The organism is Streptomyces sp. NPDC054770 (genome assembly GCF_053611985.1).
The window spans coordinates 181,802-196,368 of record NZ_JBSHBL010000002.1 but is presented as its reverse complement, the minus strand read 5'-3'; the positions used below and the strand labels follow the sequence as shown (position 1 = coordinate 196,368).

At 72.0% G+C, this 14,567-nt stretch carries 13 protein-coding genes; 6 read left to right on the top strand and 7 right to left on the bottom strand.

Annotation, left to right across the window (positions count from 1 at the left end; all coding sequences use genetic code 11):
• Positions 1-10: 10 nt before the first annotated feature.
• Positions 11-1,471: a hypothetical protein gene (locus ACWGKQ_RS03445; protein WP_453290177.1), complete on the top strand. Its 1,461-nt coding sequence runs from the start codon at positions 11-13 to the stop codon at positions 1,469-1,471.
• 9 nt (positions 1,472-1,480) lie between these two features.
• On the opposite strand, the gene ACWGKQ_RS03440 is transcribed toward ACWGKQ_RS03445, so the two are convergent.
• A complete protein-coding gene (locus tag ACWGKQ_RS03440; protein WP_453290176.1) occupies positions 1,481-1,981 on the bottom strand; it encodes a metallophosphoesterase family protein in 501 nt (166 codons plus the stop codon).
• Between the two features lie 96 nt (positions 1,982-2,077).
• Here ACWGKQ_RS03440 and ACWGKQ_RS03435 point away from each other — a divergent pair, with 96 nt between their 5' ends.
• The 5 genes from ACWGKQ_RS03435 to rfbC all read left to right on the top strand — a co-directional run bounded on the left by ACWGKQ_RS03435 (position 2,078) and on the right by rfbC (position 7,504).
• Entirely contained in the window at positions 2,078-2,515 is a 438-nt protein-coding gene (locus ACWGKQ_RS03435; protein ID WP_453290175.1) for a MarR family winged helix-turn-helix transcriptional regulator, read from the top strand.
• Complete coding sequence (locus ACWGKQ_RS03430; RefSeq protein WP_453290174.1) at positions 2,512-3,927, top strand: MFS transporter; 1,416 nt, start codon at positions 2,512-2,514, stop codon at positions 3,925-3,927. The genes ACWGKQ_RS03435 and ACWGKQ_RS03430 overlap by 4 nt, the downstream gene beginning before the upstream one ends.
• Before the next feature lie 8 nt (positions 3,928-3,935).
• Entirely contained in the window at positions 3,936-4,520 is a 585-nt protein-coding gene (locus ACWGKQ_RS03425) for a hydrolase (RefSeq protein WP_453290173.1), read from the top strand.
• A 282-nt stretch (positions 4,521-4,802) separates the two neighbouring features.
• A complete protein-coding gene (locus tag ACWGKQ_RS03420) occupies positions 4,803-6,827 on the top strand; it encodes a glycosyltransferase family 2 protein (protein ID WP_453290172.1) in 2,025 nt (674 codons plus the stop codon).
• A gap of 5 nt (positions 6,828-6,832) precedes the next feature.
• Positions 6,833-7,504, top strand: a complete 672-nt coding sequence (gene rfbC, locus ACWGKQ_RS03415; RefSeq protein ID WP_453290171.1) for a dTDP-4-dehydrorhamnose 3,5-epimerase — start codon at positions 6,833-6,835, stop codon at positions 7,502-7,504.
• On the opposite strand, the gene ACWGKQ_RS03410 is transcribed toward rfbC, so the two are convergent.
• From ACWGKQ_RS03410 to ACWGKQ_RS03385, 6 genes are all read right to left on the bottom strand, one after another.
• Complete coding sequence (locus tag ACWGKQ_RS03410; protein WP_453290170.1) at positions 7,431-8,243, bottom strand: hypothetical protein; 813 nt, start codon at positions 8,241-8,243, stop codon at positions 7,431-7,433. The two genes, rfbC and ACWGKQ_RS03410, sit on opposite strands and share 74 nt — an antisense overlap.
• A gap of 129 nt (positions 8,244-8,372) precedes the next feature.
• Positions 8,373-9,254, bottom strand: coding sequence for a dTDP-4-dehydrorhamnose reductase (rfbD, locus tag ACWGKQ_RS03405; protein WP_453290169.1), 882 nt, complete (start codon positions 9,252-9,254; stop codon positions 8,373-8,375).
• On the bottom strand, positions 9,254-10,252 hold the full coding sequence (gene rfbB / locus ACWGKQ_RS03400) for a dTDP-glucose 4,6-dehydratase (RefSeq protein WP_453290168.1): 999 nt from the start codon (positions 10,250-10,252) through the stop codon (positions 9,254-9,256). The genes rfbD and rfbB overlap by 1 nt, the downstream gene beginning before the upstream one ends.
• Positions 10,249-11,316 (bottom strand): glucose-1-phosphate thymidylyltransferase, encoded by a 1,068-nt coding sequence (locus ACWGKQ_RS03395; RefSeq protein WP_453290167.1) that lies wholly within the window; start codon positions 11,314-11,316, stop codon positions 10,249-10,251. The genes rfbB and ACWGKQ_RS03395 overlap by 4 nt, the downstream gene beginning before the upstream one ends.
• Before the next feature lie 162 nt (positions 11,317-11,478).
• A complete protein-coding gene (locus ACWGKQ_RS03390) occupies positions 11,479-11,754 on the bottom strand; it encodes a hypothetical protein (protein WP_453290166.1) in 276 nt (91 codons plus the stop codon).
• Between the two features lie 68 nt (positions 11,755-11,822).
• Positions 11,823-14,270, bottom strand: coding sequence for a SpoIIE family protein phosphatase (locus ACWGKQ_RS03385; RefSeq protein ID WP_453290165.1), 2,448 nt, complete (start codon positions 14,268-14,270; stop codon positions 11,823-11,825).
• Positions 14,271-14,567: the final 297 nt, after the last annotated feature.

Below are 14,567 nucleotides of genomic sequence, written 5' to 3'. Positions count from 1 at the left end.
GAGCCGCGCCTTGGACAGGTCGAGAACCCCCGCACGGGTCCGCCGGACGAGCCGTAGCCGGCGTACCGGACTGCTCGCCTCGCTGGCGGCGGCCCTCGCCGCCGCCTTCACCGGCGCCCCTCCCGCACAGGCGGAGGCACAGACCCCGCCGCCGGCCGCCGTCACCTGCCCAACGGAACTCACCGGCAGCGCCACCTGCTACACCGGCCAGGACGCGCACGGCGCCTACTACGCCATCGCCGTCCCCGAGCACTGGAACGGCTCCCTGGTCGTGCACGCCCACGGCGGCCCCGACCTCGGCACCGGCTCGGACCCGGCACGCAGCGTGGACGACCTGGCCCGCTGGTCGGTGATGGTGAAGGAGGGCTACGCCTGGGCGGGTTCGTCGTACCGCAGGGGCGGTTACGGCACCCGCATGGCCGCCGAGGACACCGAGAACGTGCACCGGCTGTTCGTCGCGAACTTCGGCAAGCCGCAACGGACGTACGTGCACGGCCAGTCCTGGGGCGGGGACGTCGCCGCCAAGGTCGTCGAGGTGTACGGCCGCCGGGGCGGGCCGTACGACGGGGCGCTGCTCACCAGCGGGGTCCTCGGCGGCGGGTCCCGGGGGTACGACTACCGCGTCGACCTCCGCGTCGTCTACCAGTACTACTGCCGCAACATGCCCCGGCCGACCGAACCCCAGTACCCGCTGTGGCAGGGGCTGCGCGCGGACTCGACGCTGACGACGGCCGGACTGCGCGCCCGGCTCCAGGAGTGCACGGGCTACGCCTCGGCCCCGCAGGAGCGCACCGCCCTCCAGCAGCGCAACCTCGACGACATCCTCGCGGTCACCGGTGTCCCCGAGCGGACCCTGGAGTCGCATCTGCGGTTCGCGGTCTTCACGTTCCGGGACATCGTGCACGACCGGCTCGGCGGCCGTGATCCGTTCTCGAACGCGGGCGTCCGGTACTCGGGGTCGCACGACGACGAGGCGCTCAACTCCGGGGTCGAGCGGTTCAGCGCCGATCCGACGGCGGTACGCGACCTGTCCTACGACAGTGATCTCACCGGCAAGGTGTCGATCCCGGTGCTCACGATGCACGCGATCGACGATCCGACGGCGTTCGTGGAGCACGAGGCGGCCTACCGGGCCACCCTGCGCGGCGCGCACCGGGACCGGTACCTCGTGCAGACGTTCACCCACGAGTCCGAGCACAGTGCGCTGAGCGACGCGGAGTACGCCGATTCGATCACGGCCCTGGACGGTTGGGTGCGCACGGGCCGGAAGCCGACGCCCCGGACGATCGCGGACTCGTGCGCCGCGTTCGACCGGACCTACGCCACGGGCTGCTTCTACGACCCGGACTTCCGCCCCGCCTCCTACGCCTCCCGGGTCCGCCCGCGGCCGGGCGGGCTGCACTGGCCCGCCATGACCGCGGCGCAGGAGAGGCGGTGGAGCAGGATCGACGGGGTCGGGATCGCGCCCTGACGGGCCACCTCAGCGCGGCGGCAGCCGGTGCAGGGTCACCTCGGTCAGGGCCCCGTCGGCGACGGTCGCCGTGAGGTACGTGCAGTGGGGCTGGCGGCGCCGGTCGGTCGGGGAGCCGGGGTTGAGCAGGCGCAGGCCGCCCGGGGCCGTGCTGTCCCAGGGGATGTGGCTGTGCCCGAAGACCAGGACGTCCAGGTCCGGGAAGCGGGCGGCGCAGCGGGCCTCCCGGCCCTGGGCGGGGCCGGTCTCGTGGATCACCCCGAAGCGCAGGCCGCCCAGGTCCGCGCAGGCCACCTCGGGGAGCCGGGCGCGCAGGCCGGGTCCGTCGTTGTTGCCGTACACCCCGATGAGACGGCGGCTGCGGCTCTCCAGCAGGTCGAGGGTGGCCTCGTCCACCCAGTCACCGGCGTGCAGGACGACGTCCGCGCGCGGGAGTTCGGCGAGCAGCTGGTCCGGGAGGCGCTTGGCGCGCAGCGGGAGGTGCGTGTCGGAGGTCAGGAGCAGGCGCACCGGGCCAGCGTAGGCCAAGGGCCCCCGTCTAGATCTACAGTCCGGACTTAACAGTCTCGACTGGACAGTTTCGGCTGACGGTTCTACGGTGGGCGCATGGCAGAGATCTCCGATTCCGCGACCCGCGCAGCGCGCGACCTGCGCGTGATGTTCAGCAGGATGCGCCGCCGTATCCGCGAGGTCGCCCAGGACGCGGACCTCACCCCGTCGCAGGAGTCGGCCCTCACCCTGGTGTCGAAGCACGGCGCGGCCACGGCCAGCGCGCTGGCCTCCGCCGAGGGGGTCCGCCCGCAGTCGATGGCGGCCACCCTGGCCGCGCTCGACCAGCAGGGGCTGATCCGCCGCAGCCCCGACCCGAGCGACGGCCGCCGCCAGCTGGTCACCCTGACCGAGGCCGGCCAGGCCCGCGTCGAGGGCAACCGGCAGGCGCGCGACGAGTGGCTGGCCCGCGCCTTCCAGGACCGGTACACCGAGGAGGAGCGCCGGGCCCTGCTCACCGCGATCGAGCTGCTGGAACGGCTGTCGCGCCCGTGATACCGAGGCTCACCGCAGGCCCCCGCAAGGACACCCGCCCGGCCCCCGCCGGATTCGACCGGCGGCTGATCGCGCCGATGGTCCTGGGCTCCGTACTGAACCCGATCAACTCCTCGATGATCGCGGTGGCCCTGGTGCCGATCGGCATCGCCTTCGGGGCGCCGCCCGCCGAGACCGTGTGGCTGGTGACGGCGCTGTATCTGGCGACCGCCGTGGGGCAGCCGGTGATCGGCCGGCTCGTGGACATGTACGGGCCGCGCCGGCTCTACCTCGTCGGTACCGGCCTGGTGGGCGTCGCCGGGCTGATGGGTGCGCTGGCGCCCTCGCTGGGCGTGCTGATCGCGGCGCGGGTGCTGCTCGGGTTCGGTACCTCGGCGGCGTATCCGGCGGCGATGCGGCTGACCCGCAGCGAGGCCGAGCGCACCGGGCAGGACAGCCCGGCCGGGGTGCTGACCGCGCTCGCGGTGTCCGCCCAGACCGTGTCCGTGATCGGTCCGACGCTGGGCGGGGTGCTGATCGGCGCCGGCGGCTGGCACCTGGTGTTCACCGTCAACGTGCCGCTCTCCGCGGCCTGTCTGGTCCTCGGCGTGAAGTGGCTGCCGAGGACCGCGGCCTCCGGGCGGCGGCAGCAGGGCATGGACCTGGCCGGCATGACCCTGTTCGCCGTCCTGCTGGTCTCGCTGATGCTGTTCCTGATGAGCCCGCGCCCGGACCGCTGGTACCTGCCGGTGCTGACCGCGGTCGCGGCCGCCGCCTTCGCGGCCCGGGAGCTGCGGGTGCCCGACCCGTTCGTCGACCTGCGCGTCCTCGGCGGCAACGTCCCGCTGATCGTCACCTATGTACGCCAGCTGCTGGCGTACACCACCTCGTACGCCTTCCTGTACGGCTACACGCAGTGGCTGGAGCAGGGCCGCGGACTCGGCGCCTCCACCGCCGGGCTCGCGCTGCTGCCGCTGTCGGTCGCCGCGCTCGTCACCGCCACGGTCACCGGACGCCGGGAGGCCGTCCGCTCCAAGCTGGTGATCGGCTCCGTGCTGCAGATCGCGGGCTGCGCGGCCCTGCTGCTGGTCGGCGCCGGCAGCCCGGTCTGGCTGCTGCTCGCGGTCGGCGCGCTGCTCGGCGTCCCGCAGGGCCTGCTCGGGCTCGCCGCGCAGACCGCGCTGTACCGGCAGGCCGACCCGGAGCGGATCGGTTCCGCCGCCGGACTGCTGCGCACCTTCATGTACCTCGGCGCGCTGGGGGCCTCGGCCGCCACCGCGGCCTTCTACCCGCACCGCGCCGACACGGGCGGGCTGCACGGCCTGGCCCTGTTCATGCTCGCCGGCTCGGCACTGCTGCTGGCGATCACCCTGCCGGACCGCTCCCTGGCCCGGCTCACCCCCCAACCCCGTCAAGCCCCCCGAAAGGCCTGATCCACCCCATGTCTCTGAGCACCCTCGACCCGCGCACCGCCCTCGTCGTCATCGACCTCCAGCAGGGCATCGTGGGCATGCCCACCCAGCCGCACACCGGCCCCGAGGTGGTGGCCCGCACGGTGGAGCTCGCCGACGCCTTCCGCGCCCAGGAGCTGCCCGTCGTCCTGGTCCGGGTCTCCTTCGCGGCGGACTTCGCCGACGCCGTCCCGGGCCGCACCGAGCGCCAGGCCCGCGGCCTCGCCTTCCCGGAGGGCTGGGACGTCGTCGTCGACGAGCTCGCCGGCCACGACGGCGACATCCACGTCACCAAGCACAACTGGAGCGCCTTCCACGGCACCGACCTTGACGTCCAGCTGCGCCGCCGGGGCGTCACCCAGATCGTGCTGACCGGCATCGCCACCAGCATCGGCGTGGAGTCCACGGCCCGCGACGCCTACGCGCACGGCTACCACGTGACGCTCGCCACGGACGCCATGGCCGACGCCGACGCCGAGGCGCACCGGGGCAGCGTCGAGCGGATCTTCCCGCGGCTCGGCGAGTCCGGCAGCACGGCGGAGATCCTGGAGCTGCTCGCCAAGACCCACGGCTGAGACCACGGACAGGACCACGGACGGGACCACGGACGGGACCACGGACGGGACACGACCCGGACCGCAACCTGACCGCAACCTGAACGCGCGGCGCCGCGGCCACGGCCCGGACCACGGCCGAGACCGCCGCTGAGCAGGTCTTTTGGCACGTTGATGACGCTTCACGACCCGGTCTTGACCTGGGGGCGGACACTGCCCCAGGACAGGGCCGGGTTAGCATTTGCCCACATCTACGTGCCGTCCAGGTACATGGGCGGCTAACCCAGGGGGCCAGGAAGCCGGATGCCGGTCAAAGTCAGCGTTGTCGTCCCTGTGTACAACCCGGGGCCCTATATCGAGGACTGCATCGCCTCCATGCTGCGGCAGTCACTGCCGCGCGACGAGTACGAAGTGATCTTCGTCGACGACGGCTCGACCGACGAGACCCCGGCCCGCCTGGACGCCCTCGCGGCCGAGCACCCGCACATCCACGTCATCCACCAGGAACCCTCCGGCTGGTCCGGCAAACCCCGCAACGTCGGCATCGCCGCGTCCCAGGGCGAGTTCGTGATGTTCGTCGACAACGACGACTTCCTGGGCGACGAGGCCCTGGAGCGGATGTACGACTACGGCGTCGAGAACGAGGCCGACCTGGTCATCGGCAAGATGGCCGGCAAGGGCCGCCCGGTGCCGGTTGAGCTGTTCCGCCGCAACCGCCCGCGGGCCACCGTCGAGAACGCCCCGCTGATGGACAGCCTGACGCCGCACAAGATGCTGCGCCGGTCCTTCCTGGACCGTACCGGGCTGCGCTTCCCCGAGGGCCGCAGGCGGCTGGAGGACCACGTCTTCGTCGCCGAGGCGTACCTGCGCGCGTCGAACATCTCCGTGCTCGGCGACTACGTCTGCTACTACCACCTCAAGCGGGACGACGCCTCCAACGCCGGCTTCCAGCGCTTCGACCCGGTCGGCTACTTCGCGAACCTCCGTGAGGCCCTCGACGTCGTCGAGCGCTACACCGAGCCCGGCCCCAGGCGCGACCGGATGTTCCGCCGCTGGCTGCGCAACGAGATGGGCGAGCGGCTGCGCGGCCAGCGGTTCCTGAAGCTGCCGGACGACTACCGCAGGGAGCTCTTCGACGAGATCCACAAGGTGATCGCCGAGCGCATGGGCCCATCCGTGTTCGCGCTGCTCGAACCGGCCCACCGGGTGGTCACCGAGCTGGCCGGCGCCGGCCGCTACGAGGACGTGCTGGCCGTCGCCGAGTGGGAGGCGTCCTTCACCCCCCAGGCGACGCTGGAGAACATCGCCTGGGACGGCGGCGCCCTGAAGATCCGTCTCAGCGCCGAGTACAGCGCCGACGGCGCACCCAGGACCTACCCGGCCGACGCCACCGCGGTCCCGCTCGACGGCCCGCCGGCGACCGCCGCCGACGCCATCGCATGGCTGGAGCACGGCGTCACCGCCCGCTTCGGCAAGGCCAAGGCCGACCTGATGATGCGCGAGCGCGAGACCTCCGCACAGTTCTTCCAGCCCATCGAGATCACCCGCGAGACCGTCCCCGTCGAGGGCGAGCCCGGCCGCGTCCGCCTGGTCGTGAAGGCCACCGCCACCGTGGACCCGGCCACCGCCGCCGGCGGCGTCCCGCTGCCGGCCGGACTGTGGGACGGGTTCGTCCGGCTGACCATCGGCGGCTGGACCCGGGAGTGCCGCCTGTCCCCGGTGTCCACGGAGCCCCTCCCCGCGATGCCGGTCCCGGGTGTCGTCGGGGGCCGCCGGGTACTGCCGTACTGGACGGTCAAGAACACCCTCGCCCTGGACGTCGACCTCGCGGGCAAGCGGCTCGGCTTCGGCGCGCTCAAGCCCGCGGACTTCGCGGTCACCGGTGACCGGCTGCGCGCGGTGCTGCCGTTCCACGTCGCCGGTGACGTCAAGGCATCGGTGCGGCTGACCGGCCCGGATCGCGCCACCGAGGTGCTTGAGGTACCCGCCACGCTGACGCCCATCGAGGACGGCGGAGCGGTGCTGGACGCCCCGCTGCCGGTGCGCTCGCTGCAGACGGGCGCCTGGCGGCTCGCCCTGTGCCTGATCGCGGACGCCACCGAGCCGCGCTTCTTCGCGCCGCCGCTCGTGGTCCGCGGCTCCGCCAAGGGCCTGAAGGTGGTCAGGAGGGCCCCGAACAAACCCCCGTTCGCCGCGCCCGGGACATTTTTCGAACCGAAGCCGGGCACGGTCCAGCAGCTGGCCCGCAGGCTTCCGGCGCCGGTGCGCCGGGCACTGGGCGCGGCCCTGGGCAGGGGGACGGGGCCCGCACGACAGAAAGGCAAGTAGGAACTGTGCGACCGCTGAGCATCGAAGGCCTCTGGGTCCATGAACCCAAGCTCATCCCCGACGACCGGGGCAGCTTCCACGAGTGGTTCAGGGCCGGGGAGTTCCGCGAGGCCCTCGGCTACGACCTCGACCTCGCGCAGGCCAACTGCTCGGTCTCGCGGCGGGGCGTGCTGCGCGGCATCCACTTCGCCGACCTGCCGCCGAGCCAGTCCAAGTACGTCAAGTGCGTGCGCGGGGCCGTGCTGGACGTGATCGTGGACGTCCGGGTCGGCTCCCCCACGTTCGGGCACTGGGAGGCGGTCCGGCTGGACGACGAGAACCGGCACGCCGTGTTCCTCGCGGAGGGCCTCGGTCACGCGTTCATGGCGCTGACCGACGACGCGACCGTGGTCTACCTGTGCTCGGCCGGGTACGCGCCGGGCCGCGAGCACGGCGTCCACCCGCTCGACCCCGCGCTGGGCATCGAGTGGCCCGAGGGCCTGGAGCCGGTGCTGTCGGAGAAGGACGCCGAGGCGCCGTCGCTGGCCGAGGCGGCGGCGTCCGGACTGCTGCCGTCGTACGCGGACTGCGTGGCCTACTACGAGCAGCTGCGCGGTGTGTTGTTCAGGACTTCGCGTAGCGCTGCTTCAGCGCGCTCCGCTTGTTGCTGCCCTCGGCATTCCGGCCTTTTTCGATGATCACCAGGTTGTGGTAGAAGTGCACGCCGACGATATTGAGGTCGGTGTACGTCGGCTGGTAGTTCTCGGTCACAAATTCTTCGTAATTCAGGCCGTCGGTCAGCCGCTTGAGCATCCCCATACTGGTGTGCGCGGCGTCGAGGTCCTCACTGCCCTGCCATTCGGGCCAGTACGACGACTGCGTGTCCTCGACGATGTAGATGCCACCGTCCTTGAGCCGCGGGAAGAGCGTGGCGAAGGTCGTGAGCACATGCGGACTGCGGTGGCTGCCGTCGTCGATGATGACGTCCAGCTCACCGATCTTGTCGGCGATGGAGTTCAGGGACGACGGGTCGGACTGGTCACCGATGAACGTCGTGATGCGGTCCTCGTCGACAAATGACTTGTCCTGGATGTCCATTCCGAAAATCTGCGCGTTCGGGAAGAACTGCTTCCACATCCGCAGGGAGGCACCGCCCTGACCTGGCCTGTTGTAGCCGCCGATGCCGATTTCCAGCAGGTTGAAGGAGTCGTTCTTCAGGTGTCCGAGGTGGCGCTGGTAGTGCTTCGTGTACCGGTGGATTCCCCACTTGTCGGTCTTGAAGTGCTGGGCGAGTTTGTTGAGATCACCGGAGATCGCGTCGAGCCCCGTGGGCTTCGCCGGCGGGACGGGCGGGGCGGACAGGCGCCGCTTCAGTCGTCGCAGTTTCCGTACATTCTTCTCACCCAGCACGGACTTCACGGTCGCTCGCATCGACATCGCGGGACAAATCCTTTCCCTACCCGGCCCACAAGGCATTCAAAGCATCATCGTAGTGATGCGGGGCAATCCACAAGGGGCGAACGCGGCGACCCGTGAAAAAGGGCCGCCGCGACGGTGCGATGTGCCTTATGCGGACGTCTCCTTGCGGAGCAGCGGCAGCCCTTCCGCGAGGGCCGCACGCCAGTCCCGCAGCGGTGCCAGACCGACCTCGGCCCACCGGTCGTGCCCGAGGGCGCTGTACGCGGGCCGCGGTGCCGGGCGGACGAACGCCTCGCTGGTCGTGGGGCGTACCCGCGCGGGGTCGGCGCCGAGCAGGCGGAACACCTCCCGGGCCAGCTCGCACCAGGTGGCCGTACCGGAGTTGGTGCCGTGGAAGACGCCGTGCGCGCGCTCGTCCCGGCCCAGGCGGGGGCCGAGATCGGCGATCCGGGCGGCCAGGTCGGCGCTCCAGGTGGGCTGGCCGCGCTGGTCGTCGACGACGTCGAGGGTGTCCCGGCGGGACTCGAGCTCGATCATCGTGCGCACGAAATTCTTACCGTGTGTGCCGTACAGCCAGGCCGTGCGGACCACCGCGCTCGTGCCCGGGAGCTCCTCCAGGACGGCCCGCTCGCCCGCGAGCTTGGTGCGCCCGTAGGCGGTCCGCGGGGCCGTCGGGTGGTCCTCGGGGTACGGGCTGGTGCGGGCCTCGCCGTCGAAGACGTAGTCCGTCGAGACGTGGACGAGGCGGGCGCCCTGCCGGGCGGCGGCGCGGGCCAGCAGGCGCGGGCCCGCGCCGTTGATCAGCAGGGCCCGCTCCTCGTCGGTCTCGGCGTCGTCGACGGCCGTGTACGCGGCGCAGTTGACCACCAGGTCGGGCCGGTGCCCGGCGAGCGCGGACGCCACCGAGTCGGCGCTGGTGAGGTCCAGGTCGGCGCGGCCCAGGGCCACGACCTCCTCACCCCGGCGGGCGAGTTCCCCGGTCACGTCGTGGCCGAGCATGCCGCCCGCTCCGGCGACGAGCCACTTCATCAGCGCTTCACCTGCTCCTTGCGGGACTCCAGGGCGGCCCGCTCCTTGAGCGGCTCCCACCAGTCCCGGTTGTCGCGGTACCAGGCGACGGTGTCGGCGAGGCCGGAGGTGAAGTCGTGCTTGGGGGTGTAGCCCAGCTCGTCGTGGATCTTGCTCCAGTCGACGGAGTAGCGCTGGTCGTGGCCCTTGCGGTCGGCGACGCGGTCCACGCGGTCCCAGTCGGCGCCGCAGGCCTCCAGGAGCAGGCCGGTGAGCTCCCTGTTGCTGAGCTCGGTGCCGCCGCCGATGTTGTAGACCTCGCCGGGCCGGCCGCCGGTACGGACCAGGTCGATGCCCTGGCAGTGGTCCTCGACGTGCAGCCAGTCGCGGACGTTGCCGCCGTCGCCGTACAGGGGCACGTTCCTGCCGTCGAGGAGGTTGCTCACGAAGAGCGGGATGACCTTCTCGGGGAACTGGTGCGGCCCGTAGTTGTTGGAGCAGCGGGTGACGCGGACGTCCAGGCCGTGGGTGCGGTGGAAGGCCAGTGCGAGCAGGTCGGAGGAGGCCTTGGAGGCGGAGTACGGCGAGTTCGGCCGGAGCGGGTGGGTCTCGGGCCAGGAGCCGGTCTCGATGGAGCCGTAGACCTCGTCGGTGGAGACGTGCACGAACGGGCCGACGCCGTGCCGCAGGGCCGCGTCGAGCAGGGTCTGGGTGCCGACCACGTTGGTGCGGACGAACGCGCCGGCCCCGTCGATGGAGCGGTCGACGTGCGACTCGGCGGCGAAGTGCACGACCTGGTCGGCGTCGGCCATCAGCTCGTCGACCAGGTCGGCGTCGCAGATGTCACCCTGCACGAAGGTCAGCCGGGGATGCGACTCCGGCAGGTTCGTCAGCGTGCCCGCGTAGGTGAGCTTGTCCAGCACGGTGATGTGCGGCGCGTCGGGCGTGTGGTCGGCGAGGAGACCGCGGACGTAGGTGGAACCGATGAAGCCGGCGGCGCCGGTGACGAGGAGATTCATGAATGGATCTGCACCTTGCTGTGATCACCGAGTATGAGGCGGTGGGCGCTGGGGGTGCCGGGTGCCGGGGTGACCTCGACGTGCCGGCCGATCAGCGAGGACTCGATCCTGCCCACCCCGTCGATGGAGGAGTCCCGCAGCACTATGGAGAACTCCAGCTCACTCTCGGTGATCCGGCAGTTCTCGGCGACCGACGTGAAGGGGCCCACGTACGAGTCGCTGACGACGGTGCCGGCGCCGATCACGACCGGGCCGACGATCCGGGAGCCCGTGACCCGCGCGCCGGCCTCGACGACCACGCGGCCGACGATCTCGCTGGCCTCGTCGACCTCGCCGTCCAGGCGCGGCTCCTGGCTCTCCAGGACGGTCCGGTTGACCTCCAGCATGTCGACGACGTTGCCGGTGTCCTTCCAGTAGCCCTTGATCACCGTGGAGCGCACGTCGGCGCGTCGGTCGATGAGGTACTGGATGGCGTGGGTGATCTCCAGCTCGCCGCGCCAGGACGGCTTGATGGCGCGTACGGCCTCGTGGATGGCGGGCGTGAAGAGGTAGACGCCGACCAGGGCGAGGTCGCTCTTGGGCTCCTTCGGCTTCTCCTCCAGGCCGATCACCTGGCCGTCGGAGTCGAGCTCGGCGACGCCGAAGGAACGCGGGTCGGGCACGTGGGTGAGGAGGATCTGGGCGTCGGGGCGGGTCTCGCGGAACTCGTCGACCAGTCCGCTGATGCCGCCGACGATGAAGTTGTCGCCGAGGTACATGACGAAGTCGTCGTCGCCCAGGAACTCGCGGGCGATCAGCACCGCGTGGGCCAGGCCCAGCGGCCGGTCCTGGGGGATGTAGGTGACGTCCAGGCCGAACTTCGACCCGTCGCCGACCGCCTCCTCGATCTCGGCTGCGGTGTCGCCGACGATCATCCCGACCTCGGTGACGCCCGCCGCGGCGAGGGATTCGAGTCCGTAGAACAGCACGGGTTTGTTCGCCACCGGGACGAGCTGTTTCGCCGATGTGTGGGTGATCGGCCGCAACCGCGTTCCGGCACCGCCGGATAGCACCAAAGCCTTCATTCGCAACACCCTATAGGTGAACATCCGATTGAGACGTTCTTCCGTTTTCCTGACTGGTTACGAAAGTAAGTCTTTGGTGTGGATCTCACGTGATTACAAGGTGTCGGGCAGTGACTTCCCGGCCGCTTCGTCCGGTGCTTTCGGCGCCCGTCCGACCGTGGTTCAGGAGTCCTCCGGCCAGGCCGCCGCGCGTTCCACCTCCGCCTCCACCTCGGCCCTGGACCGGCCCTCTTCGCGGGCGTACTCGTTCATCGCGGTCAGTTCGTCGCGGGCCAGGTCGCGCCAGGCGCGCAGCGCGGTCTCGTAGGTCTCCGACTGGGCGCCGCCCGACTGCTGCCGGGCCGGTGGCCCGTAGGTGTCCCGCAGTTCCAGGACTTTTTCGTGGGCCGCGTCGGCCGCGCGGTGCTTCGCCACGAGTTCTTCGAAGGTGTGTGCCACGTCAAGGACATTAAGGACGGTCGGCCCGCGCCGCCTCTCGAGAGCGCGGGAGCGGGGGCCGACGGGGTTCAGCCCTCCAGGACGAGATCCGCCCACACCTGCTTGCCGCCGCTGGCCGGCACGGTCCCCCAGGCGGCCGACATGGCCTCGACCAGGAGGATGCCGCGTCCGCCGGTGGCCTCCCAACCGATGTTGGTGGGTTTCACCGGGCTGCGCGGCGAGGCGTCGGCGACGGCGATCCGCAGCCGGTGGTCGACCAGCGTCAGGTCGAGCCGTACGGGTCCGTCGGTGTGGATGAGGGCGTTGGTGACGAGCTCGGAGACCACCAGCAGGGCGGCGTCCATCGCCTCGTCGGCCACCCCCCAGGAGCGCAGGGTGCGTTTGCTGAAGCGACGGGCGTGCCGGGCGGCCTCCGGGACCCGCCACACCGTCCAGCTCTCGCGCAGCGGGCGGACGGCCATGCCGTCGTAGCGCATCAGCAGCAGGGCGACGTCGTCGGCGCGGTGGGCGTTGCCGAGCAGGGCGTCGGCGACCAGGCCGAGGTGGGCGGGGTCGGAGCCGGCCAGGTCGCGGGCGAAGCGCTCCATGCCGTCGTCGATGTCGGTGTCGGGGGCCTCGACCAGGCCGTCGGTGGTGAGCGCGAGCAGGGTGCCGGGGTACAGGCTGAGCTGGGTCATCGGGAACTCGGTCTGGCCGAGCACGCCGAGCGGGGGGCCGCCCTCGGTCTCGGCGATCAGCGTGGTGCCGTCCGGGTGACGCAGCACGGGCGGCAGGTGTCCGGCCCGCACGCACCAGGCGGTGCCGCCCTCCATGTCGACGTCGACGTAGCAGCAGGTGGCGAAGAGGTCGCTCTCCATGTCCAGGAGGAGGCGGTTGGCGTGCGAGACGACCACGTCGGGGGTGTGTCCCTCGGCGGCGTAGGCGCGCAGGGCGGTGCGCATCTGGCCCATGAGGGCGGCGGCGCTCGCGTTGTGGCCCTGGACGTCGCCGATGACGAGGGCCACGTGGTTGTCGGTCAGCGGGATCACGTCGTACCAGTCGCCGCCGACCTCCAGGCCGCCCTCGGTGGTGGGCAGGTAGCGGGCGACGGCCTCGGCACCGGGCAGCCGGGGCAGCCGGCGCGGCAGCAGGGCGCGCTGCAGCATCCCGACGAGTTCGTGTTCGGCGTCGAAGGCGTGGGCGCGCATCAGGGCCTCGCCGGCGAGACCGGCGGAGGCGGTGAGCAGGGCGCGTTCGTCGGGGCCGAAGTCGTGCGGGCTGTCCCAGCCGATCAGGCAGGCGCCGGCCATCCGGCCGCCGGCGGGCAGCGGAAGGATGGCCAGGCCGCCGGGGCCGACCTCGGCGAGCGCGGGTTCAAGGGCGGCGGCCGCGGGCCAGATCTGGGCCCGGCCCTCACGCAGCGCGGCGGCGAGGGTGGGCATGGCGCGCACGGGTGCGTCGGGCCACTCGGTGCGCCACTCGCTGCGCCACAGCTCGGGCCAGGACTCGGCGTCGGGCGGGTCGAGGACGGTGACGACCAGGCGGTCGTTCTCCAGTTCGGCAAGGGCGATCCGGTCCGCCTTGAGCGGTCCGCGCAGGGCGGTGACGACGGCCTGGCCGACGTCCTTGACCGAGCGGGCGGTGGCCAGGGCGGCGGCGAGCTGCTGGACGCGGGCCACGTCGGTGACGTCGGAGCGGAACGTGGAGGCGTCGGCGACGGTACCGGCCAGCCGGGCCGGGCGCCCCTCGCCGCCGGGCACCAGCCGGCCGCGCAGCCGCAGCCACTTGGGCGGGCCGGAGGGCTGGAGGATCCGGAACTCCAGCTCGCGGTCGCCGATGGACATGTGGTCGGCCTCGACGACGGACATCAGGGCGGGCAGGTCCTCGGGCACGGTGCGGCCCAGCAGCGTCTCGACCTTGCCGTCGAACTCGTCCCGGCCCATCCGGAAGAGGTCGAGGATGCCGTCGCCGACGGCGATCCGGCCGGTGTCCATGGCGAGGCTGAAGGCGTCGGCGGGCAGTTCGCCGGTTTCGGTGGCCGCGGGGAGCGGGGCGGGCAGGGCGATCGCCTCGGCGACCAGGTCCAGGCAGGCCCGGTCCTCGGGGCCGAACCCGTCGTCCCGTGCGCTGACGGCGACGAGGAGGCCGGTGCCGCCGGGTACCGGCAGCACGGCCAGCCAGAACTCCTGGGACGGGGTCCGCCGGGCCTCCGGGCAGTCGGCCAGCTCGTCGGGGCCGAGCCAGACGGGCCGCCCGGTGCTATAGGCCTCGGCCGCCGGGGACTGTCCCAGAGAGGGGTAGGCGTCGCGCAGCCCGTACAGGGTGCGGGGCAGGCCCGCCGACTCGGCCAGCCGCAGCACGGTGCCGTCGTCGCCGGGCGTGTACACCCCGGCGAAGGCCGCGCCGGCGAACACCAGTGCCTGTTCGAGCACGCGACGGAGCCGATCGGGTGCGCCGGGATCGCCAGTGAGCGTTTCGAGGGCGATTTCGGCGCGATCCGTTCTCGTTCCGCGTACCGCAGCGCCCTCACTGACCACGCCGCCATTACAGCGCTTATGAGGCGTCTGCGCAGCCCCTGTGACCGTTCCGTGGAGGGCGGGGGTCCGATGCGCTCGAAACGCCACCGGACATGTCCTGGCCCGTGGGCTCTCCGCCGTACCTGACTGCGGGCCGGTGGGGGCTGGTCGCGCCCATGCGGCGGAGCCGCAGATTGACAACAGCCCCGCGCCCCTGACGGGGCGCGGAGGAATGCGCCGGGGCGAGCGGGGTACGCGAGGGCGGTCCGGTGCGGGGGCCCGCCGCTCTCGCCGTGCGCCGGTCGCCGCCACGAGGGA